General features: G+C 64.0%; 26 protein-coding genes. 15 read left to right on the top strand and 11 right to left on the bottom strand.

Annotated features, from left to right (window positions below):
• Nucleotide 1 precedes the first annotated feature (1 nt).
• Nucleotides 2-604 carry a dihydrofolate reductase family protein gene (locus J2Z17_RS02330; protein ID WP_209941844.1) on the bottom strand — a complete coding sequence of 201 codons (603 nt, stop codon included), beginning with the start codon at nt 602-604 and terminating at the stop codon, nt 2-4.
• A gap of 65 nt (nt 605-669) precedes the next feature.
• On the bottom strand, nt 670-1,035 hold the full coding sequence (locus J2Z17_RS02325; RefSeq protein WP_209941843.1) for a hypothetical protein: 366 nt from the start codon (nt 1,033-1,035) through the stop codon (nt 670-672).
• 189 nt (nt 1,036-1,224) lie between these two features.
• On the opposite strand from J2Z17_RS02325, the gene J2Z17_RS02320 reads away from it, so the two are divergent.
• The 3 genes from J2Z17_RS02320 (at nt 1,225) to J2Z17_RS02310 (ending at nt 4,671) form a co-directional block, all read left to right on the top strand.
• A complete protein-coding gene (locus J2Z17_RS02320; protein ID WP_245223805.1) occupies nt 1,225-2,118 on the top strand; it encodes a sensor domain-containing diguanylate cyclase in 894 nt (297 codons plus the stop codon).
• Nucleotides 2,119-2,266: 148 nt separating this feature from the next.
• The gene (locus J2Z17_RS02315; protein WP_209941841.1) at nt 2,267-3,595 is read left to right on the top strand and encodes an NAD(P)/FAD-dependent oxidoreductase; all 1,329 of its coding nucleotides are present in this window, start codon (nt 2,267-2,269) and stop codon (nt 3,593-3,595) included.
• A gap of 155 nt (nt 3,596-3,750) precedes the next feature.
• Nucleotides 3,751-4,671, top strand: a complete 921-nt coding sequence (locus tag J2Z17_RS02310; RefSeq protein WP_209941834.1) for an MYG1 family protein — start codon at nt 3,751-3,753, stop codon at nt 4,669-4,671.
• 15 nt (nt 4,672-4,686) lie between these two features.
• Here J2Z17_RS02310 and J2Z17_RS02305 read toward each other — a convergent pair whose 3' ends face one another.
• A complete protein-coding gene (locus J2Z17_RS02305) occupies nt 4,687-5,274 on the bottom strand; it encodes a YdeI/OmpD-associated family protein (RefSeq protein WP_209941833.1) in 588 nt (195 codons plus the stop codon).
• A gap of 142 nt (nt 5,275-5,416) precedes the next feature.
• On the opposite strand from J2Z17_RS02305, the gene J2Z17_RS02300 reads away from it, so the two are divergent.
• From J2Z17_RS02300 to J2Z17_RS02290, 3 genes are all read left to right on the top strand, one after another.
• Nucleotides 5,417-5,740 carry an ArsR/SmtB family transcription factor gene (locus J2Z17_RS02300; protein WP_209941832.1) on the top strand — a complete coding sequence of 108 codons (324 nt, stop codon included), beginning with the start codon at nt 5,417-5,419 and terminating at the stop codon, nt 5,738-5,740.
• Complete coding sequence (locus J2Z17_RS02295; RefSeq protein ID WP_209941831.1) at nt 5,737-6,147, top strand: SRPBCC family protein; 411 nt, start codon at nt 5,737-5,739, stop codon at nt 6,145-6,147. Before J2Z17_RS02300 ends, J2Z17_RS02295 begins: the two co-directional genes overlap by 4 nt.
• A gap of 139 nt (nt 6,148-6,286) precedes the next feature.
• Nucleotides 6,287-6,508, top strand: coding sequence for a hypothetical protein (locus tag J2Z17_RS02290; RefSeq protein ID WP_209941829.1), 222 nt, complete (start codon nt 6,287-6,289; stop codon nt 6,506-6,508).
• 6 nt (nt 6,509-6,514) lie between these two features.
• Here J2Z17_RS02290 and J2Z17_RS02285 read toward each other — a convergent pair whose 3' ends face one another.
• Nucleotides 6,515-7,378, bottom strand: coding sequence for a helix-turn-helix domain-containing protein (locus J2Z17_RS02285; RefSeq protein WP_209941827.1), 864 nt, complete (start codon nt 7,376-7,378; stop codon nt 6,515-6,517).
• Nucleotides 7,379-7,511: 133 nt separating this feature from the next.
• Between J2Z17_RS02285 and J2Z17_RS02280 the strand changes: the two genes are divergently transcribed.
• Nucleotides 7,512-8,447 carry a phytanoyl-CoA dioxygenase family protein gene (locus J2Z17_RS02280; protein ID WP_209941826.1) on the top strand — a complete coding sequence of 312 codons (936 nt, stop codon included), beginning with the start codon at nt 7,512-7,514 and terminating at the stop codon, nt 8,445-8,447.
• Nucleotides 8,448-8,469: 22 nt separating this feature from the next.
• On the opposite strand, the gene J2Z17_RS02275 is transcribed toward J2Z17_RS02280, so the two are convergent.
• From J2Z17_RS02275 to J2Z17_RS02265, 3 genes are all read right to left on the bottom strand, one after another.
• Nucleotides 8,470-8,955 carry an acyl-CoA thioesterase gene (locus J2Z17_RS02275; RefSeq protein ID WP_245223804.1) on the bottom strand — a complete coding sequence of 162 codons (486 nt, stop codon included), beginning with the start codon at nt 8,953-8,955 and terminating at the stop codon, nt 8,470-8,472.
• 224 nt (nt 8,956-9,179) lie between these two features.
• Nucleotides 9,180-9,566 (bottom strand): ester cyclase, encoded by a 387-nt coding sequence (locus J2Z17_RS02270; protein ID WP_209941824.1) that lies wholly within the window; start codon nt 9,564-9,566, stop codon nt 9,180-9,182.
• Nucleotides 9,567-9,668: 102 nt separating this feature from the next.
• Nucleotides 9,669-10,052, bottom strand: coding sequence for an SH3 domain-containing protein (locus J2Z17_RS02265; protein ID WP_209941822.1), 384 nt, complete (start codon nt 10,050-10,052; stop codon nt 9,669-9,671).
• A 149-nt stretch (nt 10,053-10,201) separates the two neighbouring features.
• Here J2Z17_RS02265 and J2Z17_RS02260 point away from each other — a divergent pair, with 149 nt between their 5' ends.
• From J2Z17_RS02260 to J2Z17_RS02245, 4 genes are all read left to right on the top strand, one after another.
• Entirely contained in the window at nt 10,202-10,648 is a 447-nt protein-coding gene (locus tag J2Z17_RS02260; protein ID WP_209941820.1) for a MarR family winged helix-turn-helix transcriptional regulator, read from the top strand.
• Entirely contained in the window at nt 10,648-12,630 is a 1,983-nt protein-coding gene (locus J2Z17_RS02255; protein WP_209941818.1) for an FUSC family protein, read from the top strand. The genes J2Z17_RS02260 and J2Z17_RS02255 overlap by 1 nt, the downstream gene beginning before the upstream one ends.
• Nucleotides 12,631-12,722: 92 nt before the next feature.
• On the top strand, nt 12,723-13,634 hold the full coding sequence (locus tag J2Z17_RS02250; protein WP_209941816.1) for a DMT family transporter: 912 nt from the start codon (nt 12,723-12,725) through the stop codon (nt 13,632-13,634).
• A 101-nt stretch (nt 13,635-13,735) separates the two neighbouring features.
• Nucleotides 13,736-15,046, top strand: coding sequence for a prolipoprotein diacylglyceryl transferase (locus tag J2Z17_RS02245; RefSeq protein WP_209941814.1), 1,311 nt, complete (start codon nt 13,736-13,738; stop codon nt 15,044-15,046).
• A 599-nt stretch (nt 15,047-15,645) separates the two neighbouring features.
• On the opposite strand, the gene lysS is transcribed toward J2Z17_RS02245, so the two are convergent.
• Together lysS and gltX are read right to left on the bottom strand one after the other, a co-directional pair.
• On the bottom strand, nt 15,646-17,139 hold the full coding sequence (gene lysS / locus J2Z17_RS02240) for a lysine--tRNA ligase (protein WP_209941812.1): 1,494 nt from the start codon (nt 17,137-17,139) through the stop codon (nt 15,646-15,648).
• Between the two features lie 253 nt (nt 17,140-17,392).
• Nucleotides 17,393-18,853, bottom strand: a complete 1,461-nt coding sequence (gltX, locus tag J2Z17_RS02235; protein WP_209941810.1) for a glutamate--tRNA ligase — start codon at nt 18,851-18,853, stop codon at nt 17,393-17,395.
• Between the two features lie 471 nt (nt 18,854-19,324).
• Here gltX and J2Z17_RS02230 point away from each other — a divergent pair, with 471 nt between their 5' ends.
• Complete coding sequence (locus J2Z17_RS02230) at nt 19,325-19,870, top strand: glutathione peroxidase (RefSeq protein WP_209941808.1); 546 nt, start codon at nt 19,325-19,327, stop codon at nt 19,868-19,870.
• 83 nt (nt 19,871-19,953) lie between these two features.
• Here J2Z17_RS02230 and J2Z17_RS02225 read toward each other — a convergent pair whose 3' ends face one another.
• Both J2Z17_RS02225 and J2Z17_RS02220 read right to left on the bottom strand, forming a co-directional pair.
• On the bottom strand, nt 19,954-20,718 hold the full coding sequence (locus J2Z17_RS02225) for a TerC family protein (RefSeq protein WP_209941806.1): 765 nt from the start codon (nt 20,716-20,718) through the stop codon (nt 19,954-19,956).
• Between the two features lie 202 nt (nt 20,719-20,920).
• Entirely contained in the window at nt 20,921-21,595 is a 675-nt protein-coding gene (locus J2Z17_RS02220; RefSeq protein ID WP_209941804.1) for a TetR/AcrR family transcriptional regulator, read from the bottom strand.
• 149 nt (nt 21,596-21,744) lie between these two features.
• Here J2Z17_RS02220 and J2Z17_RS02215 point away from each other — a divergent pair, with 149 nt between their 5' ends.
• The 3 genes from J2Z17_RS02215 to J2Z17_RS02205 all read left to right on the top strand — a co-directional run bounded on the left by J2Z17_RS02215 (nt 21,745) and on the right by J2Z17_RS02205 (nt 25,748).
• Nucleotides 21,745-22,953 (top strand): HlyD family secretion protein, encoded by a 1,209-nt coding sequence (locus J2Z17_RS02215; protein WP_209941802.1) that lies wholly within the window; start codon nt 21,745-21,747, stop codon nt 22,951-22,953.
• Between the two features lie 21 nt (nt 22,954-22,974).
• Nucleotides 22,975-24,567, top strand: coding sequence for a DHA2 family efflux MFS transporter permease subunit (locus tag J2Z17_RS02210; protein ID WP_209941800.1), 1,593 nt, complete (start codon nt 22,975-22,977; stop codon nt 24,565-24,567).
• Nucleotides 24,568-24,722: 155 nt separating this feature from the next.
• Nucleotides 24,723-25,748: a LacI family DNA-binding transcriptional regulator gene (locus J2Z17_RS02205; RefSeq protein ID WP_209941798.1), complete on the top strand. Its 1,026-nt coding sequence runs from the start codon at nt 24,723-24,725 to the stop codon at nt 25,746-25,748.

Raw genomic sequence — 25,748 nt, 5'->3', positions numbered from 1 at the left:
CTCAGCCAGCACCGGCAGGCGGCGGAGCTGAGGGCGCGTAGCGGTTGACGACCACACCGCTCTCGCCCTGCCGGCTCTCCAGAAGCGTCAGCGCAGAGGGGGATGCCCGCTCGGTGAAGATCCGTTTTCCGGTGCCGAGCATGACGGGATAGACCAGCAGCACGACCTCGTCGGCAAGCCCGTTTTCCAGCAGCATTGCTGGCAGCGACGACGATCCCCAGACGACGATATCGGCGCCGTCTTTCGCCTTGATGGCCCTGAGGCTTGCGGCGGGGTCCGGACCCAGCGGCTCCACCGGTCCCCAGCTCAGGCTGTCCGGCCTGTGCGTGGCGACGAACTTGACCGCCCGGTTGAAGCTGTCGGCCATAGGCCCGGGCGCTGCGTGTGGCCAGTAGCCGCTCCAGATGTCGTAGGTCCGCCGGCCAAGCAGCAGGTCGAAGCCTTCGCCATGCGCTGCTTCGATCGCTGTCCGGACCACGGGGTCGCCATAGCGCATCGCCCAGCCGCCGTGCGCGAAACCGCTGTCCCGGTCCTCGTCGGGCCCGCCCGGTGCCTGGATCACCCCGTCCAGCGAGATATGCTCGATAATCCTGATCGTCCGCATGCTGTTTCTTCCTTTCTCCCCTCCACCAGCTCGGGCCGGGTCGGCCGGCCGTGCTGCCCGAAGCGTCAGTCCGCCTTGGGCCCTCGCGCCGCGACCGACGTGGCGCGTTCCTCCGTCGGTGTGCGGGGAAATGCCGGTGGCGGCGGCAGGCTCAGTCGGGCCCGGTTGACCGTGTCCGGCCGCTCCGCCAGCCCCATGCGACTGGTCTCGACAGCGACGAGGAGCCTTACGACGTCTTCGGCAGGGGTGCCGCGCCGCAACAGCCCGGCCGCCTCGCGCAGATAGTTGTCATATTCGTCCGCGAAGGCCAGCGCTTCGCCTTCGTCCCACCGCTCCGAGGGTGCCAGCAGGCCGATCGGGTCCCAGATCGTCCAACCGATATCGCGCAGCCTCGAGAGCTTCAGCTTGGGTGGCGTGACGAGCGGCACCATCTGTTTCGTCTCCGTAGCAAGTGACCGTCAACTGCGACCACGTTTTATGGCGCAGGCGGGATTTAGAAAAGTGAAATGCTTCGATGGCAGAGTGCGATTCACGGCGGGCGGCAGCGGTATGAGCGGCAGGCGTCCGGCCGCGTGCGCGCCATGAGGCGTGTTGGAGTTAAACGATGGGGAAGGGCTTCCTTGTTTACGCAGCAGCAATTGACGTCGATCCTCTCCTCCCTTCCGGACCCAGCCTTCATTCTTACCCGCAGCGGGCGCTATGCCGCCATATTCGGCGGCAAGGATGTCCGGCATTATCACGACGGCAGCGGTCTTATCGGGCTCAACATGTTCGATGTGCTGAAGGAGGAGAAGGCGCAGTGGTTTGCCACCGAGATCGAAAAGGCTCTGCAGAGCGGTGAGCTGCATATCGTCGAATATGAACTCAGCGGTCGAGACGTGAAGGGCGCCGGCGACGGTCCCGATCATCCCATCTGGTTCGAGGGCCGCGTGCAGGCGCTGCAGTTCGAGGTGGAAGGCGAGGCGGCCGTGGTCTGGGTCGCGAGCAATATCACCGAGAAGAACGAGATCCAGCACCAGCTGCGGCAACTGAGCGAGACAGATGCGCTGACTGGCCTCTACAATCGGCGCAAGCTGATCGAAACCCTGGATCAGCGGCTGGCGCTCTTCGAGCAGGAACAGACCCAGACATCGGTGCTGGTCTTCGACCTCGACAATTTCAAGCGGCTGAACGACGAGCTCGGACATCACATGGGCGATGCCGCTCTGGTCGAAATTGCAAGACTTTGCCGGCAGCATCTGCGCCAGAGCGATGTGATCGCCCGGTTCGGCGGCGATGAATTCGTCGTGGTCATGCCCGGGACTCACCGCGAGGACGCTCTGCAAATCGCCGACCGGCTGCGCGCGGATGTTCCGATCGTCTTGCATCAGCAGCTGCGCTGTCAATCGACGATCAGCGGCGGGGTCAGCCAATTCGGTGCGCCGGACCGGCTTTCCAGCGATATCCTGAAACGTGCGGATGAGGGGCTCTATCTGTCGAAACGCGCCGGCCGCAACCGCGTGTCGGCCCTGTAGCGAATCTGGATCCCCACGGGTTTCGCAAGCCATCCACAGCTGCGCAGGCCCGCCCCCAGGACGCAAGGGTGACGACGCGGCTTTCCTGCTGCTACAGTCCGGGCTTCTTCCGGCGGCCGGCAGCAGGCCCCCAAGCATGGAGTTGCCGATGCCCGGTCCGCAGGTCGTTCCCGTTCAAGGCGATGAGGCGTTGCCGCAGACGGTCGATGTGGTCGTCATCGGCGGCGGCATCATCGGCGCGTCGGCGGCGCTGGAGCTTGCCGAGCGCGGCATCTCGGTGGCGCTCTGCGAGAAGGGTGGCATCGGGCAAGAACAGTCGAGCCGCAACTGGGGTTGGGTCAGGATCTCGCAGCGCGATCCGCGCGAGGTGCCGCTGGCAGCCGAGGCGATCCGCATCTGGAGCGGGCTCGACAAGCGGGTGCGCCGCGACACCGGCTACCGCCAATGCGGCATTGTCTTCCAGAGCCAGAGCGACCGGGACGAAGCGAGCAACGAGCGCTGGCCGGACGAACTTCGACAATACCAGCTGGCCTCGCAGATGATCGGGCAGAGGGAGTTTTCCGAACTCTATCCCGGCCTGAAGCTTGATGTGCGCAGCGCGCTGCACACCGCGGCCGACGGGCGCGCCGAGCCGCAGAAGGCGGCGCCTGCGATCGCCGAGGCGGCGCGCGAGGCGGGTGCCCATATCCTCACCCGGTGCGCGGTGCGCGGGGTGGAGACGGCCGGCGGCCGGATCTCGGGCGTGGTGACCGAGCGCGGCCCGATCGCCTGTTCCTCGGTGCTGCTTGCCGGCGGGTCCTGGTCGAGCCTGTTTTCCCGTTCCCTCGGCGTCGACCTGCCGCAGCTGAAAATCGTCAACACGGTGATCCGCACGACACCAATAGAGGGCGGGCCGGAGGAGACGCTGTTTGCCAAGGACTTCGCCTTCCGCAGGCGCCAGGACGGCGGCTATACCGTTGCCTCTCCGAGCGACAATATTGCCGATATCGTGCCGGACAGTTTTCGCTACGGGCTGAAATTCATACCGGCGCTGAAGGCGGAATGGCATGCGATGAAGCTGCGGCTCGGTCCCCGCTTTATCGAGGAGGCCGGTTGGATGAAGGGCTGGCGGCTCGACGAGGAGAGCCCCTTCGAGCGTATCCGGGTGATGGACCCGACACCGGTGCCGAAACTGACCGATCACGCGCTGGCCAAGCTAAAGGCGGCCTATCCGGTGTTTGCCCGTGCGCGGATTGCGCAGCGCTGGGCGGGGCTCATCGATGTCACGCCGGACGCCGTGCCGGTGATCTCGCCGGTCGACAAGGTGCCCGGCTTCTTCATCGCCACCGGATTTTCCGGCCATGGTTTCGGCATCGGGCCGGGGGCAGGGCGGCTTGCGGCCGATCTCGTCAGCGGTGCCACTCCTTGCGTCGATCCCACCGCCTTCCGCCTCTCGCGCTTCTTCGACGGCAGCCGGATCGAGCTGGGGACGCTGTAGGCCTCGGGCTGCCGATGCCGGCCGAAGGCTGCGGCCCTGGCGCAAGACGGCGCGCGACTGTCTCGTCGAAAGCACAGGTGACGGGTTGAGATGGCCGGCGGCGCGGGCTATCTGGAGGTCCTCGTTTCCTCGTCAACAGCAAGGCGCATCCCGGCATGATCCCAAACCACCTCGTCACCCATTCCGGTGGCTTCCATGCCGACGAACTGCTGTCCAGCGTCATTCTCACCCGTCTTTTTCCAAAGGCGGAGATCCTGCGCAGCCGGGCCAAGGAATGGATCACGCCGGGCGACGACCGGATCATCTACGATGTCGGCGGCGCCTATGACGCCGAAGCTCGGATCTTCGACCATCACCAGCGCGGCGCGCCGCTGCGCGACGACGGCCAGCCCTACAGCTCGTTCGGTCTGATCTGGAAGCATTTCGGCCGCGACTATCTGGCGGCCTTCGGCGTTCCGGCGGCGCATGTGGACGCCATCCATGCCTCGTTCGACGCGCGCTTCGTGCTGCCGATCGACCTGATGGACAATGGCGCGGTCAGCCCCTCGGTTGCCGGACCATTGTCGAACCTGACGCTGCCGGTGCTGCTGGAAACCCTGAAGCCGGTGTTCGACGACACCGATCCCGAAGCCGAGACGCGGGGCTTTCATGCCGCCCTTGCCATTGCGCGCAGCTTCGTCGAGGCGGCGATCGCCCGCAGCGACGCGAAATTGCGGGCCGAGGGGCTGGTGCAGCAGGCGATCACGGCCGCCGGTGAAGGCCGGATCCTCGAACTGCCGATGGGCATGCCCTTCCGGCCGGCGGTGGTGAAGGCCGGCGCCGACCATCTGCTGTTCGTCGTCCATCCGCGCGACAAGGACTGGTGCCTGACCGGCATTCGCCGTGCCGACGAGGGGTTCGAACTTCGCGCCGACCTGCCGGCTGCCTGGGCGGGGCTCACCAACGGCGAGCTGGAGGCCGCAAGCGGCGTGCCCGGCGCCAGCTTCTGCCACAATGGCCGCTTCATCGCCGCCGCCAAGACCCGCGAGGCTGCCTTGGCCATGGCCGAGATCGCGGTGCGCGAGGCCGAAGCCTGAGGTCTGGGATTGCGATCAGCGGTCGTGCATGCCCTTGCCGGCAAGGATACGGTCGGCATGCCTGTCGATCCGCGCAGTCCGGGTCGCCGGCTGTTTCGGCTCGGTGAAATGTAGGAGATAGCCGCGCCGGCGGCCGGGCGTCAGCGCCTCGAAGGCTTCGCGCAGGGCCGTGTCGGCGTCCAGCCGGTCGACCAGTTCGGCCGGATAGGCAAGATCGTCCTTTTCGAAGGTGACCTTCGCCCCCGCCTTCTCCAGCCCGATCGCTTCCAATACATAGCCCTTCAGGGTGTCGCGGTGCGGCGCCAGCTGCTCCAGGCTCGAAAAGCGGAAGAGCCTGACAGAGCGTGAATTGTCGCCGGGAGCAGTCAATATTCCTGCGGGATCCTTCAACAGCACGCCCTTGAAGAAGGAGAGCCCGCAGGCTTCCTTCATGGCCCAGATGGTTGCAACATTGGCGCCGTCGAAAGTGTAGCAGGGCGAGCGCCACTTGAAGTCTTCGACAAGCGGCGTCTCGGACAACAAGGACCGCAACGCCTGCAGTTCGGACTGCCATCGGCCGCTTTTCGAAAAATAGGCCTCGATCCTCGGGTCGTCTCGCGTCATTTCCATCTCCTCCTGCGCGCCACCCTGGCTCACCGGCCGCGCCCTGTCCACGGCCGTGGGTGTGCTGTATTTGGGCGGCCTTGACTCATTCATAACTCGTCGGCTATGGGTTTAATTCATAGCTGACGGGTTATCAATATCCATGCACCACGATCACGACATACTGTTCCGCACGCTGGCGGACCCGACACGGCGGGGGCTGTTCGAGCGGCTCTGCCGCGATGGCGAACTGACGGTGCGGGCGCTCACCGAGGAAGCGGGGATCTCGCAGCCGGCGGTGTCCAAGCACCTCGGCGTGCTGAAGCTCGCGGGCCTCGTCGAGGATCGCCAGGACGGGCGGCAGACGCATTACAGTGCGCGGCCCGGCGCCCTGTCGCCGCTTGCCGAATGGACGAAACGCATGGCCGGCTTCTGGGAGAACCGGTTCGACGACCTGGAAGACGTGTTGAAGAGGATGGACCAATGAGTGATGCCGAAGTCGAAACCCTGTCCGTGGTGGTCGAGCGGGAATTCGCGCATTCCCCCGACAAGATCTGGCGGGCACTGACCCAGCCGCAGCTGATCGCGGAATGGTTGATGAAGAACGAATTCGCACCCGTGGTCGGGCACGCCTTCACCCTGCGCGCGGAATGGGGCTCGGTCACCTGCCGGGTCGAGACGGTGGAACCGAACCGCAGGCTTGCCTACAGCTGGGACGCCAAGGGGCTGGACAGCACCGTCACCTGGACACTGACACCGACGGAAACGGGCACGCATCTGCGGATGGAACAGGTCGGCTTCCGACCGGAGCGGCCGCAATTCTTTGAGGGCGCCAGGGCCGGCTGGCCGCGCTTCCTCGACAATCTGGAACAGGTCCTCTCAAAGCTGGACTGATAGTCGCCGCCGCAGGGCCCGGCACCGGCGCGATGTCGCCGTCATGAAATTCCCTGACCGTCGGGCAGGGGATGCGCCGCCCTGCGCGCTTTTTACACCGGGTCGGAAGATCCGCAAACGTCACACGAGGAGTTCGTGCATGTCTTCCCCTATCCTGATCCGCCGGATCCACCGCTGGCTTTCGATCGCCTTTACCGTTGCCGTGATCGCCAATATCGCGGCCATGATGCTGGCCATACCGGCGCCATGGATCGGCTTGCTCGCCCTCGTGCCGCTGATCCCGCTGCTGGCGACGGGGCTCTATCTATTTGCCTTGCCCTATCTCCGGCGCTGGGACGGGAGCCGGCTTGCTGCCGAATAGCGGCGGTCAGGTCCGGAAGGAGGCCCGGTAGGCGCTCGGCGTCATACCGGTCTGGCTGCGGAACTGGCGGTTGAAATTGGCAAGGCTGCGATAGCCCGTTTCGGCGGCGATATGGGCGATCGGCTGGGTGGTGCCGGACAGCCTTGCGCAGGCATCGCCGACACGCAGGCGGGTGAGATAGGCGGATATCGTGGAATGGGTGTGCTTGGAGAACATCCGGTGCAGCCCGGATTGGCTGAGGGCGGCGAGGTCCGCAAGATCGCCCATCCGCACCGTTCCGGCATAGTCCCGGTGCAGCGCGTTCAGCACCCGGTCGATGCGCGAGCGGCTTTCCGTCGTCGGTGGCGGCAGCCCGGAGGCAAGCGGCTGTGCGCGGCCACGCTCGCGCTGCTCGGCAAGTTCGGCCAGGAGGTCGAGCACCGCCATCAGCCGGGCGCGGGGCGGACGCGAAAACATCGCCTCGAAGCGGCTGCGCAGGCTCTCGCCGATCTCGGGCCCGAAGGAGAGCCCGGGTGCCGCCTCGGCAAACAGCTGGCGGATCGGCGAAAGTTCAACGGCATTTCCGAGAAAGCCGTCGATCCAGTCCTGGCGGAACCAGAAGACGAGCGCGACATGCGGCCCGCCGGCGTCGATCCTTTCACGCGACGACCAAGTGTGCGGCAGGTTCGGCCCGACAAGCACGAGGTCGCCATGGCCGTATTCGCCGACATGGTCGCCGATGAAGCGTTGGCCGATCGAGTTCAGCGTCAGGGTCAGTTCGTATTCGGGATGATGATGCCACTGGAACGGGATGCCGTCGTCGAGCCTCCGGTTCAGCATCGACCAGGAAGCATCCGAGATCGGCGGCAATTTCTCCAGATATGGTCGCATTCTGTTTTCCGGGTTTGATCAACGCCAGAATAGTATCAGGACTTGCCAGAGTGGGACAACATGGATGTGGGGTGGAGGTCTAGCATTTTCCCATTGCCCGGGCGTTCCGGGCCACAACAAGGGAGAGAGCCTCATGGACACCGCACGGATCATCCGCGACAGCCATCCGACTACTGCCGCGACGACGCAGTTGAAGGACATCGAAAAGACCCTGCCGCTGCGGGTGCTTTCGCGCGAGGACTGGCAGCACTGGATTACCCGCGGCTATGTGATCGTTCGCCAGGCGGTGCCGGCCGCCAATGTCGAGCGGCTGGTCGAGACCCTCTGGGCCTTCGACGAGAAGGACCCGGACGATCCTTCGACCTGGTACGCGCCGCAGCGGCGCGATCACAAGATGAAGGAGCTGAACGGCACCGGCATGCTGGAGATCTACAATCACCAGCATCTCTGGGACAACCGGATGGAGCCGCGGATCTACGATGCCTTTGTCGATATCTGGGACCGCGAGGATCTCTGGGTGACGATCGACCGGGCCAACCTCAATCCGCCGAAAAAGGTGAAGGGCAGCGCCGACGGCTTCATCCACTGGGACGTCGATACTTCCATCCGGCCGCTGCCGATCGGCGTGCAGGGGGTGCTGAGCCTGAAGAGGCAGGACGGCGATGTCGGCGGCTTCCAGTGCGTGCCCTGGCTGTTCGAGCATTTCGAGGCATGGGAGAAGACACAAGGGGACGACCGCGATCCGATGCATCCGGACATGACCGGGCAGACCCGGGTCAATATCGACATGGAGCCGGGCGACCTGATGATCTTCAACTCGCTGCTGGCGCATGGCGTGCGACCCAACCATTCCGACGGTCGCGTGCGGATGGCACAATATATCTCCATGCATCCGGCCGAATACGCCAACGAGGCGGAACGGCAGGAGCGCATCCGGCTGTGGCGCGAGCGCGATCACCCGCAACGCGATGCCTTTCCCGGCGACCCGCGTGAATGGGAGAAGAAGAATGCCAGCCCCGCCGAACTGACGGTGCTTGGCGAAAAGCTGCTGGGGTTGAAGCCTTGGTAGGGACGCGGAAAGGGAAGGCGCCTTAGTCGACACCTTCCTTCAACTGGCGGAAACGGGCCTCGAATTCGCGACGCAGGGCGCGGCGCTCGTCGGCCTGGCGGGCGCGGCGGACCTTGTCCTCGGTGTCGAGCACCAGATCGGGTACCGGTGTCGGCCTGCCGTCGGCATCCACGGCGACCATGGTGAAATAACAGCTGTTGGTGTGGCGGCGTTCGCCAGTGCGGATATCCTCCGCTTCCACCCGGATGCCGATCTCCATGGAGGTGCGGCCGGCATGGTTGATCGACGAGCGGAACGTGACGAGTTCGCCGACATGGATCGGCTGGCGAAACGTCACCTGATCGACCGACAGCGTCACCGCATATTGCTGGGAAAACCGCGCCGCGCAGGCATAGGCCACTCGGTCGAGCAGGTTCAAAAGCGCGCCCCCGTGAACCTTGCCGGAGAAATTGGCCATGTCGGGGGTCATCAGCACGACCATTTCGAGCTGGCTGGAATCGTGGGGCATCGGGTCTCCTTGGGGCAGCAGGCGGGCACTCGGTGTTCAAAAGCACGATCGGCCAGGAGAGACAAGGGCAAGGCGGTGTTGACCGGTCATCCATGCGGCAGGCGGCGAAGGTGGCAGGGCATGCCGCCGTGTTGCAGTTCCGCGTGCCGCAGTTCGGCGGTGCGTGACGCCTCTTGCCCCCACCGCGACCCGGCTTTCGGCGTGTCCGGACAGGTTTGGTCCGATCAGAGCTGCTCTTCGATCGCCTGCTTGTCGATCACCGACCAGACATCGGCAATGCGGCCGTCCTGAAAGCGGTAGAAGACGTTTTCGGTGAAATCGACAGTGCGGCCGTGGACTGGCAGCCCGAGGAACTCGCCCTTGGGCGTGCAATGAAAGGTGAGGCGCGCGGCGACATGCGGCGGGTCGATGACAAGGAAATCGACGCCGAAGACGAGATCCGGAATGGCTTCGACATCCTGTTCCAGCATGGTGCGGTAACCGGAAAGCCCGAAGGGACGGCCGTTGTGCCGTGCACTGTCGGCGACGAAATCACCGAGCCTGTCCCAGTCGCGCGCGTTCAAGGTGTCGATATAGGCACGGTAGGCCGTTTCGAGCTGTTGCTTGTCCAAGATCGTCTCCTTTGTGGATGCGGCCGGGTAATGAGCGCTGCCGCAAGAGCAGATGGCGTCCGGGCGGATCGGGTCAAGCGCAGACGAGGGGCGTGGATCGCGTCAGGGGCGCCGTGACTGGCGCGGCGGGACGAAGTCGTCGGAGACGTAGCGGCCGTTGACCCAGCCGGAGATGCGCGGGGCGCCGAGCGTGGCGACACGGCACCAGAATTCGCCAAGCCGTTCCTGGCAGCCCAGATGCTCGACCGGGGTCGCATCGGGCAGAAGGGCGATGACGCGGAAGCGTGAACCGGGGCCGGAGCGCATGTTGAGCGTGCGGCCGGGCGGCAGGCCGAGAATATGCCACATCGCCGCGTCGTCCTCGATCGGCCCGCCGTCGAGATCCGGCGCGGGAATGACGAGCGGATCGCGGCTTGCCGCCATGGCCGTCTGCGTCATGCCGATGGCCAGCAGTGCCATCGAAATAAGGGTCGCGAACGATCGCATGACTGTCTCCTTGATCATGGTGCGAGCATAGCGGAAGATGCGGGTCGCTCCACCCTCTATTCGCGGGCAGGGTAAATGCCGAACCATTTTCGATATGAATTACTTGCTATCCAAATAATTTTAATTCAAAGAGAAACATGCACTCTAATTTGCGATTTCAATTCGGAGCCCGCCTGGTCGGACTGGCGCGTCACTGGCGCCAGCTGCTCGACAGGCACCTTGTCGAAGCCGGGCTGACGGACGCCACCTGGGCGCCGCTCACCCATCTGTCGCGGGCCGGCGGCTGGCTACACCAGAAGGATCTGGCGCTGCGTGCGGGGCTGGACGCATCCAGTCTCGTCCGGCTTCTCGACATTCTCGAGCGGCAGGCACTGGTACGTCGCCAGACGGACCCCGCCGACCGGCGGGCCAAGCAGATCCAGCTGACCGATCTCGGCCGCGCCCGCGTGGCCGAGATCGACGCCATTCTCGGCCCCATCGAGGAAAGGCTTCTGCAGGATCTCGATGAGCGCGCGCTGGACGAGCTCTCGGGGTGGTTCGCAAAGATCGAGGCCCGCATCGCCGCCGACGACCACAAGACGAAGGCCGTAGACTGATGCACGGATCGGCCCTACCGGTCACGGTCCTTGGCCGTCTTGGCTTCGACGTGCCGCGGCTTCGGTTCGCATTGCGCACGGCACTTGCCGCCTCGATTGCGCTTCTGGTTGCCTGGCTGCTGGGGCTCGACCATCCGCAATGGGCGGCGATGACGGTCTGGGCGGCCTCGCAGCCGACCCGTGGCCAATTGCTGGAGAAAGGCCTGTTCCGTGCGCTTGGGACGCTGATCGGGGTTGCGGCCGGTATTGGGCTCGTGGTGCTGGCCGATGGCGCGCCCATGCCGCTCGTCGCCGGATTGGCGCTGTGGATGGCTGTCTGCGTGGCCAGCGGCAATCTGTTGCGCGGCCTCAGTGCCTATGCAGCGATGCTTGCCGGCTACTCCGCCTCCATGGTGTCTCTGCTCGACTTCGGCCATCCGGACCACTTGCTGGTGCTCGGTGCCGACCGGGCGCTCACCATTCTGACAGGTGTTGCGGTTGCGGTGCTGATCGGCTGGCTCACCACACCTGTTTCGGCCGAGGAGCCGATCGTGGGACGCATGCGCCGGGCAACCGGCGCGGTTCTGTCGGCGCTGGCCCAGCGTCTCGACAGGGGTGGGCCGGACGCGCTGACGGAGCCAGAGCGCCGCGCACTGGCGGAGATGGCAGCGATCGACGAACTGCTCGACCCGCATGCCGCAGGCTCGCTGCGAAGGCGCCGCAGGACGCAGGCTATGCGCATGATCCTCTGGGCGCAGATCGACCTGCTCGACCTTGCCCGGCGGCAGACCCGCCCGCAGCCCGGTGTCACTGCCGCCGACCTGAAGGCGGTTGCCGAGGGTCTCGGGGGCGGGGCGTCTTCGCCCGATACGCTCGACAGACTGGAAGTGGCGCTTTCCCGCATCGGGCCGGTATCCGACTTGTACCGGCCGCTTGCCAGATTGCTGGCTGCCCTGCGGGCCTATCGCGGCATGCCGCGCGGCCCTGCCGAGGACCGCCTTTCGGTCAGCACGCCGATCCTGCACCGCGATGTGGTGGGCGCCCGGCAGAGCGCGTTGCGCGCTTTTCTCAGCCTGTTTGCGGTGGGACTGGTTTGGGTGGTGACAGGCTACCAGCCAATTGCCTTCCTGATGCTTGGCCTGTCGATCATGGTGACGATCTTCTCAACCTTCGACACGCCCGCAATCCTGATGCGCTATGTGATGCTCGGGCAGTTCTATGGTGCGCTCGGGGCGCTTACCTGCCGCTTTCTCGTCTGGCCGATCGCCGGCAGCGAAGTGCAGGTGCTGTTGCTGATCGTCCCCTTCATCCTGTTCAGCGCCGTGCTGTTCGGCCATCGCCGCACCCATCTGAACGCCTTCGACTATGCCATGGTCTCGCTTCTGCTGCTGAAGCCACATTATCCGTTGACGGACGGGCTGGCCGACTGGCTGCCCAATGTGGTGGCGATCGTGCTGGCGCCGGCCGTCGGCCTTGTCGCCTACACGGTGATTTTTCCCCTGACCCCGCGTCAGCGGTTGCAGCATCTGGTGGGCCTCGTGGCCGGCGAACTGGAACAGATGGCGCGAGCCGGACCTGCGCCGGAGCAAGCCCCTGTGTGGCGCGCGCGCCTGCATCACCGGCTGTTGCGGATGGTGCGCTATGCCGAAAGGGCAAACAGTGCCGTGCTACGAGCCGACGATGGTGGCCTGACGGCGCTCTCGCTCGGCGAGGCGATCGCGGCGTTGCAGAGCGCCCTTCGCCAGGGACGCCTGCCGCCGGCCGCATCGCGGGCGGCCCTTGCGTCGCTGGAACGGCTGAAGCGGTTGCGCCGGGAGCCGGAGCGGGTCCGGCTGGCGCTGTTGCGGGCCAGCCGCCGGATCGGCCCGGTCGATCGCGGGCTGGAAGCCCAGCTTGCCCATGCAGCCGCGATGATGGCGCATGACGAGGCGTTCTTTGCCGGGCAAAAGCGGGGCGGCCATCGTCGCGAAAAGCATCGTAACCAGGCGACATCGCGCGCATAGCGAACCGCTGGGCCGAAGAAAGGCCTTGGCAAATGGCGGTGAGCGTATAGTAGTCTGAAGGTCCTCCCAGCCCCAATCGCATTGTCCATCCCATGAAATCGACGCCGCTCGGCTATCTGTTCGCCTTTATCGCCTATACGACTTTCTCGATGCAGGATGCGATCTCCAAGCATCTCGGCGACAGCTATTCCCCCTTCGTCGTCGCCTTTTTCCGCTATTGGGCCTTTATCGCCTTTGCGCTTTATCTGGCACGCCGGGCGCCCGGCGGCATCCGCCAGACCGTGCGCACCAGGCGGCCGGTCCTGCAGGTGATGCGCGGTGTGCTGCTCGCTACCCAGATCACCGTATCGATCTCGGCTTTCCACTATGTCGGGCTTGCGCAATCGCAGGCGGTGTTTGCCGCCGGGCCTATCCTGGTGGCGCTGCTGTCGGTGCCCTTGCTCGGGGAAAAGGTCGGCTGGCGCCGCTGGACGGCCATCCTGGTCGGTCTGGTCGGCGTGTTGATCATCCTGTCGCCGCGCGCGGACGGCTTCAATGTCTATGTGGTGCTGCCGCTCGGCTGCGCGCTGGCCGGCGCGTTCTACGCCATCCTGACCCGGCTCGTCAGCCGCGATGACCCGCCGGTGACGAGCTTCTTCTACATGTGCCTTGTCGGCTTTGTCGGCTTCAACCTCGCAGCCCCCTTCACGCTCGAGCCGATCGCAATGAAGGACTGGGGGTGGATGGGAGCGCTCTGCTGCACCGGCATTATCGGCCATCTGTCGCTGATCCGCGCCTATGACAATGCCAGCGCCGTGATGCTGCAGCCGATCACCTATTGGCAGCTGGTATTCGCCACCAGCCTTGCGGTGATGATCTTCGGCGAAAGCCTGAAGATGAACATGATCGTCGGCGCGGTGATTGTCGTCGGTGCCGGCCTGTTCACCGTCTGGCGCGAACAGGTGGTGGCGCGACGGGAGCGCCGCCGTGGCGGGGTTGCCGCCACACCGTCCGTCCCGCATTGAGGCATTGCCGCGGAGACAGCGGTTAAGCCTTCTTCAATGCCACTTATGTATACGATGCTCATTATCGCACGTATCGAGTATTGAGTGGCGGGGTAGACGGTATGAAGGCGTTGTTGGGCAAATTGCGTGTTTCCCGCAAGCTTCTGCTGATCATGGGCGGATTTCTGGTGCTGTGCGGCGGCACCGGGGCTGCCGCCGTCTATATCGGCGCCGATGCGCTGCTCGGCCCCTCCTACGAAGAACTGAACGGTCTCGCCTGCACGGAAGTGCAGTCGGTCGAGATCCGCAAGAAGGACCGTCACTGGGTCCGCAAATATATCACCACCGGTTCGAGTGATGGCGAGACGCGGGTCAAGACCGCGTTGAGAGTTGCCCAGACGGTCTATGCGGCGGAAAAGCCGGATCTGGTGCAGGTCGTGGTGCTGGCGGCCGATGGCCCGACGGACCGCGCCGCGATGCGTGGCCGGGCGATCGGCGCCGATGTGCTCTATGTGCCCGATCCCGCCAAGGTGCCGGAAAAGCAGAGCGAGGTCTTCACCGCGCGCTATGTCGATGCGCCTGCAAGCGTTGGCGGGCAATTCTACGGCCAGAAGATCGACATGCCGGAAAAGGACATCAAGGCGCTGTTTGCCAAGCTCGACGACAGCACCGATTGCCTGAACCCGAAGGCCGAGAGCGCAGCCGCCGATCCGCATGCGCCGGCCGGTCACGACAAGCCGGCGGCGGAAAACGCCCATGGCGAGGATGCCGGCGGTCATGGTGCGGCAGCCGAAGAGGGCCATGCAGCACCCGAGGGGCATGCCGCGCCGGACGGGGAGGCCGTGCCGGTCGCAGCGGCGGATCACGGTGATGCGGCGAATGGCGAGGCGGCGAATGGCGATGCGAAGAAGGACGGCGGCTGGATGTCGGCCGCGCTCGGCATGGTCGGGCTCGGCGGTGACGCGCCTGCGGCCGGCGATGCCGGTCACGCCGAAACGGCAGGGGCCAACGATCATGCGAAGGCCGCCCATCCGGTCGAGGCTGCTGCTGATGGCGCAGCGCCCACCGATGCCGGCGGGCATGCCGAAGAGGTGGTGGCCAAGGCGGAGGTTTCAGCCGAGCCGGTACAGGAGGAGCCCGCCGCCGGGCCGGCTTCCGACGGGGAGGGCTGGTTCTCCAAGATCAAATCCATGGTGATGGCGGGTGCCCAGAAGGGCGCCGACGCGCCGGCAGCCGAGGTCGTTCCGGAGACGACCGCCGAACTCAACCAGGATGCCGCGGACGCCGATGCCGCCGGTGCCGACTGGCTGGCCAAGTTCAAGTCGAAGCCGGTCAAGGCGAAAGCCGAGACCCATGCCGATGTGCCGGCCGAAGACAGCGACGGTCTGCCGGCTCCGGCCAAGCCGGACGAACATGCCGACGCCGGGCACTGATCCGCGCAGATAGCTTGCGGGGCGTCGGGCGTCGCCAAATACTCGGCCGGTCGAAAAGGATCAGAAGCGGTATCGGTAATCCCACTTGCTTCCCCTCAGGGGAGTTCCGTCTCGTTCATGGCGAACCCGCGACAAGCAACCGGCGCACGTGTCGGCGGCTTGGCGAGAGCGTTTTACCGGCAATGTCCGCCATCGGCCTGCGCGTCTCGCCCGAGGAGAACGCAATGCCGATTATCCTTGCCAGCAATGGGGTCATCACTCAGATCAATGTCTTTACCGTACCCGAATACGGCCGGCAGGCGCTGATCGACCACCTGAGCGGAAGCCGTTGGCGTGGCGCGAAAGACGCCGGGCTGGCTGTCTGCCAGCCTGCACCGCAGCCTGGATGGAACGCGCGTTGTCAATTATGCCCAGACCGAAAGCCTGTCGGCGGCGTAGGCCGTGTTTCAAAGGCTGGATGCCGCCGGCATGATCGACGGCAATACGCGCTAAGGCGAAGTCCATCCCGGACTTTATGACGTGGTCCAGACCTTCGAATGAATAAGGGCTCCCTCGCAGGCGGGGGAGCCCTTTTTCGATGTCCGTGGATCGTCCGGACGTCAGTCCCGGGCGCGACGGGCCGGGAAGAGAATGACGTCGCGGATCGACGGTGCATTGGTCAAAAGCATGATCAGCCGGTCGACGCCGATGCCGAGGCCACCGGCCGGCGGCATGCCCTGGTCGATGGCGTCGAGGAACTCGTCGTCGAGCTGCTTTTCAGTCTCACCGCGGGCATGGGCCTGCTCGAGCTGTTCGACCATGCGGCGGCGCTGTTCTTCCGGATCGTTGAGCTCGGAGAAGGCGTTGCCCAGTTCCCAGGCATTGCAATAGGTCTCGAAGCGCTCGACGAGGCGCGGTTCGCCCGGCACTTCCTTGGCAAAGGGCGAGATGTCCTTGGGGAAATGCGTGACGTGGCTCGGCTGGATCAGCGTGCCCTCGACCTTTTCCTCGAAGATGAAGGCGAGGCACTCACCCCAGGTCCAGTCCTTCTCGACCTCGAAGCCGGCAGCCTTGGCGGCGGCGCGCGCTTCCTCGTCGGTCTTCATGGCGAGGAAGTCGATGCCGGTTGCTTCCTTGACGGCGTCGGGCATGGGCACCCGCTTGAACGGGCCCTTGAAGGAGATCTGGTGCTCGCCATAGGTAAATTCGGCCGAACCGTGGATCTTCATCGCCAGGCTCTCGAACAGCCGTTCGACGAGATCCATGATGTCCTCGTAGTCGGCATAGGCCCAGTAGCATTCCATCATGGTGAACTCGGGATTGTGCCGGGTCGACACGCCCTCGTTGCGGAAGTTGCGGTTGACCTCGAACACCTTGTCGGTCAGGCCCGAGACCAGCGTGCGCTTCAGGAACAGTTCCGGAGCGATGCGCAGATACATGTCCTGCTTCAGCGTGTTGTGGTGGGTCTTGAACGGGTCGGCCGAGGCGCCGCCATAGACCGAATGCAGCATGGGCGTCTCGACTTCCATGAAGCCGTCGTCTTCCATGAAGCGACGCACGCCCGAGACGATCTGCGAACGCTGCTGGAAGCGCAGCTTGGATTCCTCGTTGCTGAGAATGTCGAGGTGGCGCTTGCGATAGCGGATCTCGACATCCGCGATGCCGTTCCACTTTTCCGGCATGGGCAGAAGGGTCTTGGTCAGCATGGTGATCTGCTGTGCATTGACCGTCAGCTCGCCACGCTTGGTGCGGCGCACGAGACCGGTGACACCGATGATGTCGCCGAGATCGATCATCGGCAGCAAGTCGCGGGCCTCTTCCGGCGTGGTGTCCTTGTGGGAAAACACCTGGATCTTGCCCGATGCATCGCGCAGGTCGATGAACATGCCGGAATTGCGGGCAGAGAAGACGCGACCGGCAACCGTAACGACGTCCTGCGTCTCCGTGTCGTCGGCGAGATCCTTGTATTTCTCGGCAAGCTCCGCATTGGTGATCGTGCGGTGGAAATGGGCCGGATAGACCTCGCCTATCTTCTCGCGCAGCTGGGCGAGCTTCTGGCGGCGAACCTCGGTCGGATCGGAGGAGAGGGCGGTTTCGGTCTTGCTGTCGGTCATATCGGTCTCGCCTTTGACGGGCTGTGTTCGTTTGTGATCACCCCCTTTTGTCCTGCCGGATATCTCCCCTTCAAGGGGGAAGGTCGGATGGAGCACTTTTCTCGCCATGCCTTCGAAGTCGAATGCCCAGCGTTCAAAACGTCACTGGGGGCGGTATCGGTGCCTCTTGCTGATCTTCCCCCCTTGAGGGGGAGATACCCGGCAGGGCAGAGGGGGCATTTCAGGCGCCGCAGTCAGCCGCGGCAATCGATTTTCAGTTTGCAGCACTCACCATGCCGGCCACCACCTTTTCGGCGGTCTTCAGGCGCTGGCGCACGACCGAGCGGCCGAGGATGTCCATGCTGTCGAACAGCGGCAGCGAGCGCGAGGTGCCGGACATGGCGACGAAGAGCGGGGCGACGACGATGCGCAGCTTCTTGTCCATGGTCTCGGAGAGTTCGCGCAGGCACTGCTCGATCGTCTCGATGTTCCACTCGACCAATTTTTCCAGTGCCGGCTGCACGGCCTGCAGGATTTCCAGCGTTTCTTCCGGGCTGGTCTTCTTCAGCGCGGCAAAGGCTTCCGGCTTCGGCTCGATGTCGGACTGCAGCAGGAAGCCGGCAAGGTTGGGGATCTCGCCGAGCTTGGAAATGCGCGACTGCGACAGCTTCAGTCCCGCCTTCAGGCGCTCGTTTTCCATGGCCCAATGGAGCGTGCGGGAAATGAACTCTTCTTCCGAGAGCTTTTCGCGCAACCAGCGTCCGTTCAGCCAGTCGAGCTTCTGGATGTCGAAGATGGCGCCGGCCTTGGAGAGGTTCTCCGGATCGAACTGGGCCGCCAGTTCGTCCATGGAAAGCAGTTCCTCGCCTTCGCCGATCTGCATGAAGAACAGGCCGAGGAAGTTCATCAGCGCTTCCGGCAGGTAGCCGAGGGCGGAGTAATAGGAGATCGAGGTCGGGTTCTTGCGCTTCGACAGCTTCGACTTGTCGGCATTGCGCATCAGCGACAGATGCATGAAGGTCGGCTCGTCCCAGCCGAAATAACGATAGAGCAGGATGTGCTTCGGCACCGAGGCCAGCCATTCCTCGCCGCGCGCGACATGGGTGATCTTCATCGCATGGTCGTCGATGACGTTCGCCATGTGATAGGTCGGCATGCCGTCGCCCTTGATCAGCACCTGCATGTCGACACTGTCCCACGGGATGGACACCTCGCCATAGACGCCGTCGACGAAATCGCAGGAGCCTTCGGTCGGGATCTTCATCCGCACGACGGAAGCCTCGCCCGCTTCCATCTTGGCGGTCACTTCCTCGGCCTTCAGATGCAGGCAGAGGCCGTCATATTTCGGTGCCTTGCCGGCGGCGCGCTGCGCCTCGCGCATCTGGTCCAGGCGTTCCGGCGTGCAGAAGCAGCGGAAGGCATGGCCCTTGTCGAGCAGGTCCTGCGCGTAAGGCTGGTAAAGATCCTTGCGGTCGGACTGGCGATAGGGACCGTAGGGGCCGCCGACATCCGGGCCTTCCGACCAATCGAGCCCGCACCATTTCAGCGCGTCCAGCACCTTCTGCTCGAATTCCAGCGTCGAGCGGCTGGCATCGGTATCCTCGATGCGCAGGATGAATTCGCCACCGTGCTTCCTGGCAAAGAGATAGTTGAACAGCGCGATATAGGCGGTGCCGACATGCGGTTCGCCGGTGGGGGAGGGTGCGATGCGGACGCGGACGCCGGAAGTGCTCATTGAAACTGCCCGTTTTGACGTGGCCGTGACCGCCGGGATGTCCCGGGATCACACGATGCGACTAAATACGAAGTGCGGAGGGAAATCCGATGCTGCAGGCCCTGCAGTCACGCAGTTTTCCGATAGACGGGCCTTAGGCCATATTCACATGGGCGCGTCAAGACATACTCGGTTTTGCAAGGTATCCGAGGGTGCTTGCGCAACGCCGTCGATTTTTTTCAATTTTTTTTGGAACCAGTTGGTTGGACGCTCGTTTAGCCATCGGAACGCCGGTCCGCACCGGTGACCTCCAACCTCAAGCCCCCCCCGCCCTGAAAAGCCTGCGTCCGCCAATGCAGGCTTTTCTGGTGTTTGGGCCCCAGTGTGCCGCAGGCGAACCGCAATGGCCAAAGGTGATCTGGACAGGCCGCCAATTCGGACTAGTCTCGCCCGCATTGCCGATGATCGAGCCCAGATTCCTAGGAGATTTTCATGACTGACCCAATGACCGTACCCGTCAAGCGCGCCGACGGGCAGGAGACGACGCTTGGTGCCTTCAAGGGCAAGGTCGTGCTTGTCGTCAACGTTGCCTCCAAATGCGGCCTGACCAAGCAATACGAGGGGTTGGAAGCCCTCTTTGAGGAAAAGCAGGACGACGGCCTGGTGATTGCGGCCTTCCCGGCCAATAATTTCAAAGGCCAGGAACCCGGCACCGACGCCGAGATCCTCGAATTCTGCCAGCTGACCTATGACGTGAAATTCCCGATCTTTTCGAAGATCTCGGTCAAGGGCGAGGACAAGCATCCGCTTTATCAAGCGCTGACGGCGTCGGGTGTGCCCACCACCGGCGACGGACCGATGAAGGCGCTGCTGCGCAGCAAGGGCATGGAGGTCGCCGACGACACCGAGATCCTGTGGAACTTCGAGAAGTTCCTGATTGGTCGCGACGGTGAGATCAAGGCACGCTTCGCGCCGGATGTCACGGCCGATGATGTGCGGCTGACGTCGGCGATCGACAAGGAACTGGCGGCCGCCTGAGGCGCTATTAGTTTACCGGAGATGAGAGAGCCCGCCGGACGACTGTCGCGGCGGGCTCTTCGTGTTCAGCAAAGGGTGTGCCCTCAGTGCACCGTGTCCGGCGGGGCCTTGGTCTTGTTCTTGCGTCTGGCATTGCGGGCGAACATGTTGAGGATCTCGACCAGGGCGGAAAACGCCATGGCGGCGTAGATGTAGCCCTTGGGAACATGAAAGCCCATGCCCTCGGCGATCAGCGTCGTACCGATCATCAACAGGAAACCCAGCGCCAGCATGACGATGGTCGGGTTCTTCTCGATGAAATTGGCAAGCGGTGTCGCGGCAATCAGCATGACCATGACGGCGACGATGACGGCGACGACCATGATCGGCAGATGCGGGGTCATGCCGACGGCGGTGATGATGCTGTCGACGGAGAACACCAGGTCGAGGACGAGGATCTGGCCGATCGCGGCCGCCAGCGTCGAGGTTGCCGACGAGGCGATGAAGTCGCCGTCGTGATCTTCCGGGTCGACGCTGTGATGGATTTCCTTGGTCGCCTTCCAGACAAGGAAGAGACCGCCGGCGATCAGGATCAGGTCCTTGATCGAATAGCCGTGGCCGAACAGGTCGAACAGCGGATTGGTCAGCTTGACGATCCAGGCGATCGTGCCGAGCAGCGCAAGACGCATGACCAGCGCCAGGCCGATGCCGATGCGGCGGGCCGGAACACGCTGGTCCGGCGGCAGTTTGTTGGTCAGGATCGAGATGAAGACGAGATTGTCGATGCCGAGAACCACCTCCATGACGATCAGCGTAACTAGCGCGATCCAGGCGGCTGGGTCCTGAAGCAGGGGCAAAATATCCGACATATACATCCTTCCGGCGATTGGAGCTCACCGGTAGAGATGGATGGTCGGGCGCGGCACTGCAAGTGCCGTCGGCAGGCGTTACCCGTTTGCGTGCAAATGCCTTAGCTGCGTGGCGACCTTTCCGATCCGCTTCCTATGCTCCGGATCGTTGATCTTGACGCATGTCCATGTGCCGAAAGCGGTCACCGCTCGGGCAGACGGGTCAGGCGTGTTCCTTGCCGTAGGCCTTCATGAAGACCTTGACCGCGCATTCGACCACATAATTGGTCTCTTTCTGCGTCGGCGCCTTGGGCAATTCGTTGAACAGCTTCATCTTGAAATAGGTCGCCGTCGAGATGTCGATGAACTGCCGTGCAGCCATGTCGGGATCGTCGACGGAGAGGTTGCCTTCCTCGACATGCAGCTTGATGAAGTCGATCAGGACGGTCCGCGCATTGATCGGCGAGGAGGTCAGGAAGCCGCGACAGACGCCCGGCATGCGGTCGATCACGCCGAGCACCGTGCGCATGGCGAGAATCATGTCGGTGCCGACGATCTGATGCACGAAGGCATGCGCGAAGCGGGTCAGGCCCTCTTCAACGGTCTTGCTGTCGTGCAGAACATCGCGCAGTACCGTGGTGAAGCGACCCTTCTGCCGTTCGATCAGGGCTGCAAACAGATCTTCCTTGTTGGAGAAGTAGACATAGATCGTGCCCTTGGAGACGCCGGCCTCGCGGGTGACGTCGTTCATGCTGGCGGCGTCGAAGCCTTCGCGCAGGAAGACACGCTGTGCACCATCGAGGATCTGTTCGCGTTTTGCGGGATCTTCACCCGCGGCGAAGCGAACATTGGCAACAGCCGCACACTCCTCCGTCTTGTCTTTCAATTTTTCAGTCATTGGACTCTCGTAACAAAAATTAACCGCGTCCCACCTATAATCGAACCGGCTGGTTCGATTGCACTTGATATGGGACAAAAAACCCTCTATGTCAATCGAACCGAACGGTTCAGTTCGATATTGCTCCTTTTAGAGTATAGGCTAGTTTCATGGCAGGAACACAGAGAAATACGGCGATCCGCCCGGTTGACAATGAAGACGAGGCCCAGGCTGACGTCCAGAAGCCGGCCGAAACCGCACGGGAAGACGCAGAAGCACCGCAGGCCCCCGTCGTGCAGGCAGCAGCCCCCGAGGCCGCGCCCACAGCGCCGGCGAAGAAGAAGCGCAGCCGACTGATCCTTCCGGTCATCGTGCTGGCAGCACTGGGCGGCGCCGGCTGGTACGGCTACAACTGGTTTACCGATTACCGGTTCCAGATCTCGACCGACGATGCCTACATCCAGGGCGACATCGCCAACATCTCGCCGAAGGTGTCTGGCTACGTCGCGACGGTCGCCGTGGTCGAGAACCAGCATGTCAGCAAGGGCGATGTTCTGGCGACCCTCGACGATGGCGACTACAAGATCGCGGTCGAGCAGGCGCAGGCGTCGCTGAAGAGCGCGCATTTGACGATCGACCGCATCGACGCCCAGATCAAGGGCGGCGAAGCCTCGCTGGACCAGGCCCGGGCACAGAAGGAAGCATCGGTCGCGAGCCGCGACCTTGCCGACCTGTCGCTGACCCGCGTCACCAATCTGCAGAAACAGAAGATCGCGGCGACCTCCGAACTCGACAGCGCGAAATCGACGCTTGCCCAGGCGAAGGCCAATGTCTCGGCCGCGGATGCGACGATCGCCTCTGCCGATGCGCAGATCGCCGTGCTGAAGGCCCAGCGCGCCGAAGCGGAAGCCTCCATCCGCTCCGCCGAGCTGTCGCTGCAGAAGGCCGAACGCGATCTGAGCTTCACCGTGCTGAAGGCGCCCTATGACGGTGTCGTCGGCAATCGCTCGGTGCAGATCGGCGACCTGGTCTCCAGCGGTCAGCGCCTGATGGCGCTGGTGCCGACCGAGGACCTCTATGTCGCGGCCAATTTCAAGGAAACCCAGATCGAGGGCTTGGTACCCGGGTCGAAGGTGAAGGTCGTGGCAGACGCCTATGAGGACCATCCGATCGAAGGCACGGTGGAGTCGATCTCGCCGGCATCCGGTTCGGTGTTCTCGCTGCTGCCGCCGGAAAACGCGACCGGCAACTTCACCAAGATCATCCAGCGTGTCCCCGTACGCATCGCCCTGCCGAAGGAGGCTCTCGACAGTGGGCGCCTGCGCGCCGGCCTGAGCGTCGTCGTCGACGTCGACACGCGCACGGCTCCGAAGAACTGATCGGGGCGAAAGAGGTCAGCCATGGCTGGTACAGCAAATCCGACTGCGGGCGCCGCCGCCATGGCGCCTGCCGAGGAGCATATGGATCCGCGCAAGCTCATCGCCTTCTTCGCGATGGTGCTCGGCATGTTCATGTCGATCCTCGACATCCAGATCGTCTCCGCCTCGCTGTCGGAAATCCAGGCCGGCCTGTCGGCCGGCTCTGACGAGATCGCCTGGGTGCAGACGGCCTATCTGATCGCCGAGGTGATCATGATTCCGCTGTCGGGTACGCTGGCGCGGATCGTCTCCACCCGCTACCTCTTTGCCTTTTCCGCAGCCGGCTTCACCGCCGCCAGCGCGCTGGCGGCGACCGCGACCAATATCGACCAGATGATCGTCTACCGGGCGATCCAGGGCTTTATCGGCGGCGGCATGATCCCATCGGTGTTCGCAGCCGCCTTCACCATCTTCCCGCCCTCCAAGCGCAACATCGTCTCGCCGATCATCGGCCTGATCGCGACGCTTGCGCCCACCATCGGACCAACCGTCGGCGGCTATCTGTCCAACGCGTTTTCCTGGCACTGGCTGTTCCTGGTCAACATCGTGCCCGGCATCATCGTCACCATCGTCACCTACAATTTCATCGACTTCGACAAGCCGGAACTGAAGCTGTTCCGCCGGTTCGACTGGTGGGGGCTGGCGGCCATGGCCGTCTTTCTCGGCGCGCTGGAATATGTGCTGGAAGAGGGTAATGCGAACGACTGGTTCAACGACGACATGATCGTCATCGGCGCGATCGCATCGGCGATCGGCTGCGTCGTGTTCTTCTACCGCGCCTTTACCGTGGAATTCCCGGTGGTCGACCTGACGGCCTTCACCAACCGCAATTTCACCTTCGGCTCGATGTTCTCCTTCGTCATGGGTATCGGCCTCTATGGCCTGACCTATATCTATCCGGTCTATCTGAGCGCCATCCGCGGCTATGACGCGCTGATGATCGGCGAGACCATGTTCGTCTCGGGGCTTGCGATGTTCTTCACCGCGCCGCTTGCCGGACGACTTTCCTCGGTGCTCGATCTGCGGCTGATGATGGCGATCGGTTTCGTCAGCTTTGCCGCCGGCACCTGGCTGATGACCGGCATCACCGCCGACTGGGATTTCTGGGAACTGTTCATCCCGCAGATCCTGCGCGGCTTCGGCCTGATGATGTGCATGGTGCCGATCAACAATATCGCGCTCGGCACGCTGTCGCCTGCCAAGATCCGCGGCGCGTCCGGCCTGTTCAACCTGACCCGTAACCTCGGCGGCGCCGTCGGTCTGGCGATCATCAACACGGTGCTTACCAACCGCCAGGACGTCCATTACCAGCGCCTGCGCGAAGGCGTTCACTGGGGCAAGCCCGAGGCACAGGACATGGTCAGCAGCCTGACGAGCAAGTTCGATGCGCTCGGCATGGACGGTGCCAGCGTCGCGATCAAGCAGATGGTCGGCATCGTCACCCGCCAGGCCATGGTGATGTCCTTCTCCGACATTTTCCTGCTGCTGACCGGCCTGTTCCTGATCATGGTGCTCGGCGTCACCTTCATCGAAAAGCCGGCGCCCCAGAAGGGTCCGGGCGGCGGCGGTCACTGACCGCGCCGTCCCCCACACAAGAATCCACCGCCTGCCGGCCGCCGCGACAATGCGGCGGCCGTTTTTGCATGCGTGAAGAACCGTCCCGAGCGTCGGGGGCAGTTTTTGATTTACGTACCTCAATTTCTCCTCTAGTGCTGTCTGCCGGAGGAGACATGAAGCCCACCGTGCACGACATTGCCGCTCATGCGGGGGTCAGCCTTGCCACCGTCGACCGGGTGTTGAACCGGCGTCCGGGAGTGAGGGCGGTGACGCGCGACAAGGTGGAAGAGGCGGTAATCCGGCTCGGCTATGTCCGGGATACGGCGGCCGCCAACCTTGCCAAGGGCCATCACTACCCGCTGGTCTTCGTGCTGCCGCGCAGCGACAATCCGTTTTTCGGCGCGCTTCGCCGGGCGGTCGACGATGTCGCCGAGCGGGGCGGCGGCGAGCGCGTGACGGTAGAGATCGTCGACGTGCCGCCCTTCGATGCGCGCGCCCTGGCGACGGCGCTCGATGCCATCGATCCGGAAGCGGTTTGTGGCGTGGCGCTGGTGGCGGTCGACGCACCCTCGGTCGCCGCTGCCGTCGCCCGGTTGAAGGCCATGGGCCTCAAGGTCGTGACGCTGGTGTCGGATCTCGCCCACTCCACCAGGGACCATTATGCCGGAATCGACAACATTGCCGCCGGCCGCACTGCGGCGAGCCTGATCGGACGCTTTGCCGGCGAGCGCGGCGGGCCGGTGCAGGTGGTCATGGGGTCGCTCAGTGTGCGCGACCATCGCGACCGGCTGGAGGGGTTCGCAAGCGTGCTGGAGGCGGAATATCCGGCCCTGGACCTGCTGCCGGTGATCGAGGGCCTGGATACGGCCGAGATCGTCGAGCGGGCGCTGGGCCAGGCGCTTGCCGAAACGCCCGGTATCTGCGCGGTCTACAGCCTGGGGGCCGGCAATCGCGGGCTCATCGATGCGCTGGGCGGTCATGATGCCGAAAGACATATCTTTACCATCGCGCACGAGCTGTCGCCGGTGACGACGAAAGCCCTGGAAAGCGGCCTGATCGATGTCGTGCTGCATCAGGACCCCGGCCACGAGGTGCGCAGCGCCGTGCGGGTGCTGCGTGCCAAGGTGGACGGCCAGCCGATCATCGCGTCACAGGAGCGCATCCGGCTCGACATATTCTTAAGAGACAATCTGCCCTGA

This window comes from Heterorhizobium halophytocola, from assembly GCF_017873095.1.
In the GTDB taxonomy this organism is placed as follows: Bacteria; Pseudomonadota; Alphaproteobacteria; order Rhizobiales; family Rhizobiaceae; genus Allorhizobium; species Allorhizobium halophytocola.
Note: the sequence above shows the minus strand (reverse complement) of the source record. Positions and strands in the feature narration are given on the sequence as shown.

What these genes read in the sequence shown, in the direction of transcription:
- J2Z17_RS02290 (WP_209941829.1), top strand. Translation starts at nt 6,287, where the DNA reads ATGTCTTCCCCTATCCTGATCCGCCGGATCCACCGCTGGCTTTCGATC.
- gltX (WP_209941810.1), bottom strand. Translation starts at nt 18,853, where the DNA reads ATGAGCACTTCCGGCGTCCGCGTCCGCATCGCACCCTCCCCCACCGGC.
- J2Z17_RS02310 (WP_209941834.1), top strand. Translation starts at nt 3,751, where the DNA reads ATGATCCCAAACCACCTCGTCACCCATTCCGGTGGCTTCCATGCCGAC.
- J2Z17_RS02205 (WP_209941798.1), top strand. Translation starts at nt 24,723, where the DNA reads ATGAAGCCCACCGTGCACGACATTGCCGCTCATGCGGGGGTCAGCCTT.
- J2Z17_RS02285 (WP_209941827.1), bottom strand. Translation starts at nt 7,378, where the DNA reads ATGCGACCATATCTGGAGAAATTGCCGCCGATCTCGGATGCTTCCTGG.
- J2Z17_RS02280 (WP_209941826.1), top strand. Translation starts at nt 7,512, where the DNA reads ATGGACACCGCACGGATCATCCGCGACAGCCATCCGACTACTGCCGCG.
- J2Z17_RS02215 (WP_209941802.1), top strand. Translation starts at nt 21,745, where the DNA reads ATGGCAGGAACACAGAGAAATACGGCGATCCGCCCGGTTGACAATGAA.
- J2Z17_RS02325 (WP_209941843.1), bottom strand. Translation starts at nt 1,035, where the DNA reads ATGGTGCCGCTCGTCACGCCACCCAAGCTGAAGCTCTCGAGGCTGCGC.
- J2Z17_RS02295 (WP_209941831.1), top strand. Translation starts at nt 5,737, where the DNA reads ATGAGTGATGCCGAAGTCGAAACCCTGTCCGTGGTGGTCGAGCGGGAA.
- J2Z17_RS02250 (WP_209941816.1), top strand. Translation starts at nt 12,723, where the DNA reads ATGAAATCGACGCCGCTCGGCTATCTGTTCGCCTTTATCGCCTATACG.
- J2Z17_RS02265 (WP_209941822.1), bottom strand. Translation starts at nt 10,052, where the DNA reads ATGCGATCGTTCGCGACCCTTATTTCGATGGCACTGCTGGCCATCGGC.
- J2Z17_RS02230 (WP_209941808.1), top strand. Translation starts at nt 19,325, where the DNA reads ATGACTGACCCAATGACCGTACCCGTCAAGCGCGCCGACGGGCAGGAG.
- J2Z17_RS02330 (WP_209941844.1), bottom strand. Translation starts at nt 604, where the DNA reads ATGCGGACGATCAGGATTATCGAGCATATCTCGCTGGACGGGGTGATC.
- J2Z17_RS02275 (WP_245223804.1), bottom strand. Translation starts at nt 8,955, where the DNA reads ATGCCCCACGATTCCAGCCAGCTCGAAATGGTCGTGCTGATGACCCCC.
- J2Z17_RS02220 (WP_209941804.1), bottom strand. Translation starts at nt 21,595, where the DNA reads ATGACTGAAAAATTGAAAGACAAGACGGAGGAGTGTGCGGCTGTTGCC.
- J2Z17_RS02225 (WP_209941806.1), bottom strand. Translation starts at nt 20,718, where the DNA reads ATGTCGGATATTTTGCCCCTGCTTCAGGACCCAGCCGCCTGGATCGCG.
- J2Z17_RS02210 (WP_209941800.1), top strand. Translation starts at nt 22,975, where the DNA reads ATGGCTGGTACAGCAAATCCGACTGCGGGCGCCGCCGCCATGGCGCCT.
- J2Z17_RS02305 (WP_209941833.1), bottom strand. Translation starts at nt 5,274, where the DNA reads ATGACGCGAGACGACCCGAGGATCGAGGCCTATTTTTCGAAAAGCGGC.
- lysS (WP_209941812.1), bottom strand. Translation starts at nt 17,139, where the DNA reads ATGACCGACAGCAAGACCGAAACCGCCCTCTCCTCCGATCCGACCGAG.
- J2Z17_RS02255 (WP_209941818.1), top strand. Translation starts at nt 10,648, where the DNA reads ATGCACGGATCGGCCCTACCGGTCACGGTCCTTGGCCGTCTTGGCTTC.
- J2Z17_RS02315 (WP_209941841.1), top strand. Translation starts at nt 2,267, where the DNA reads ATGCCCGGTCCGCAGGTCGTTCCCGTTCAAGGCGATGAGGCGTTGCCG.
- J2Z17_RS02245 (WP_209941814.1), top strand. Translation starts at nt 13,736, where the DNA reads ATGAAGGCGTTGTTGGGCAAATTGCGTGTTTCCCGCAAGCTTCTGCTG.
- J2Z17_RS02300 (WP_209941832.1), top strand. Translation starts at nt 5,417, where the DNA reads ATGCACCACGATCACGACATACTGTTCCGCACGCTGGCGGACCCGACA.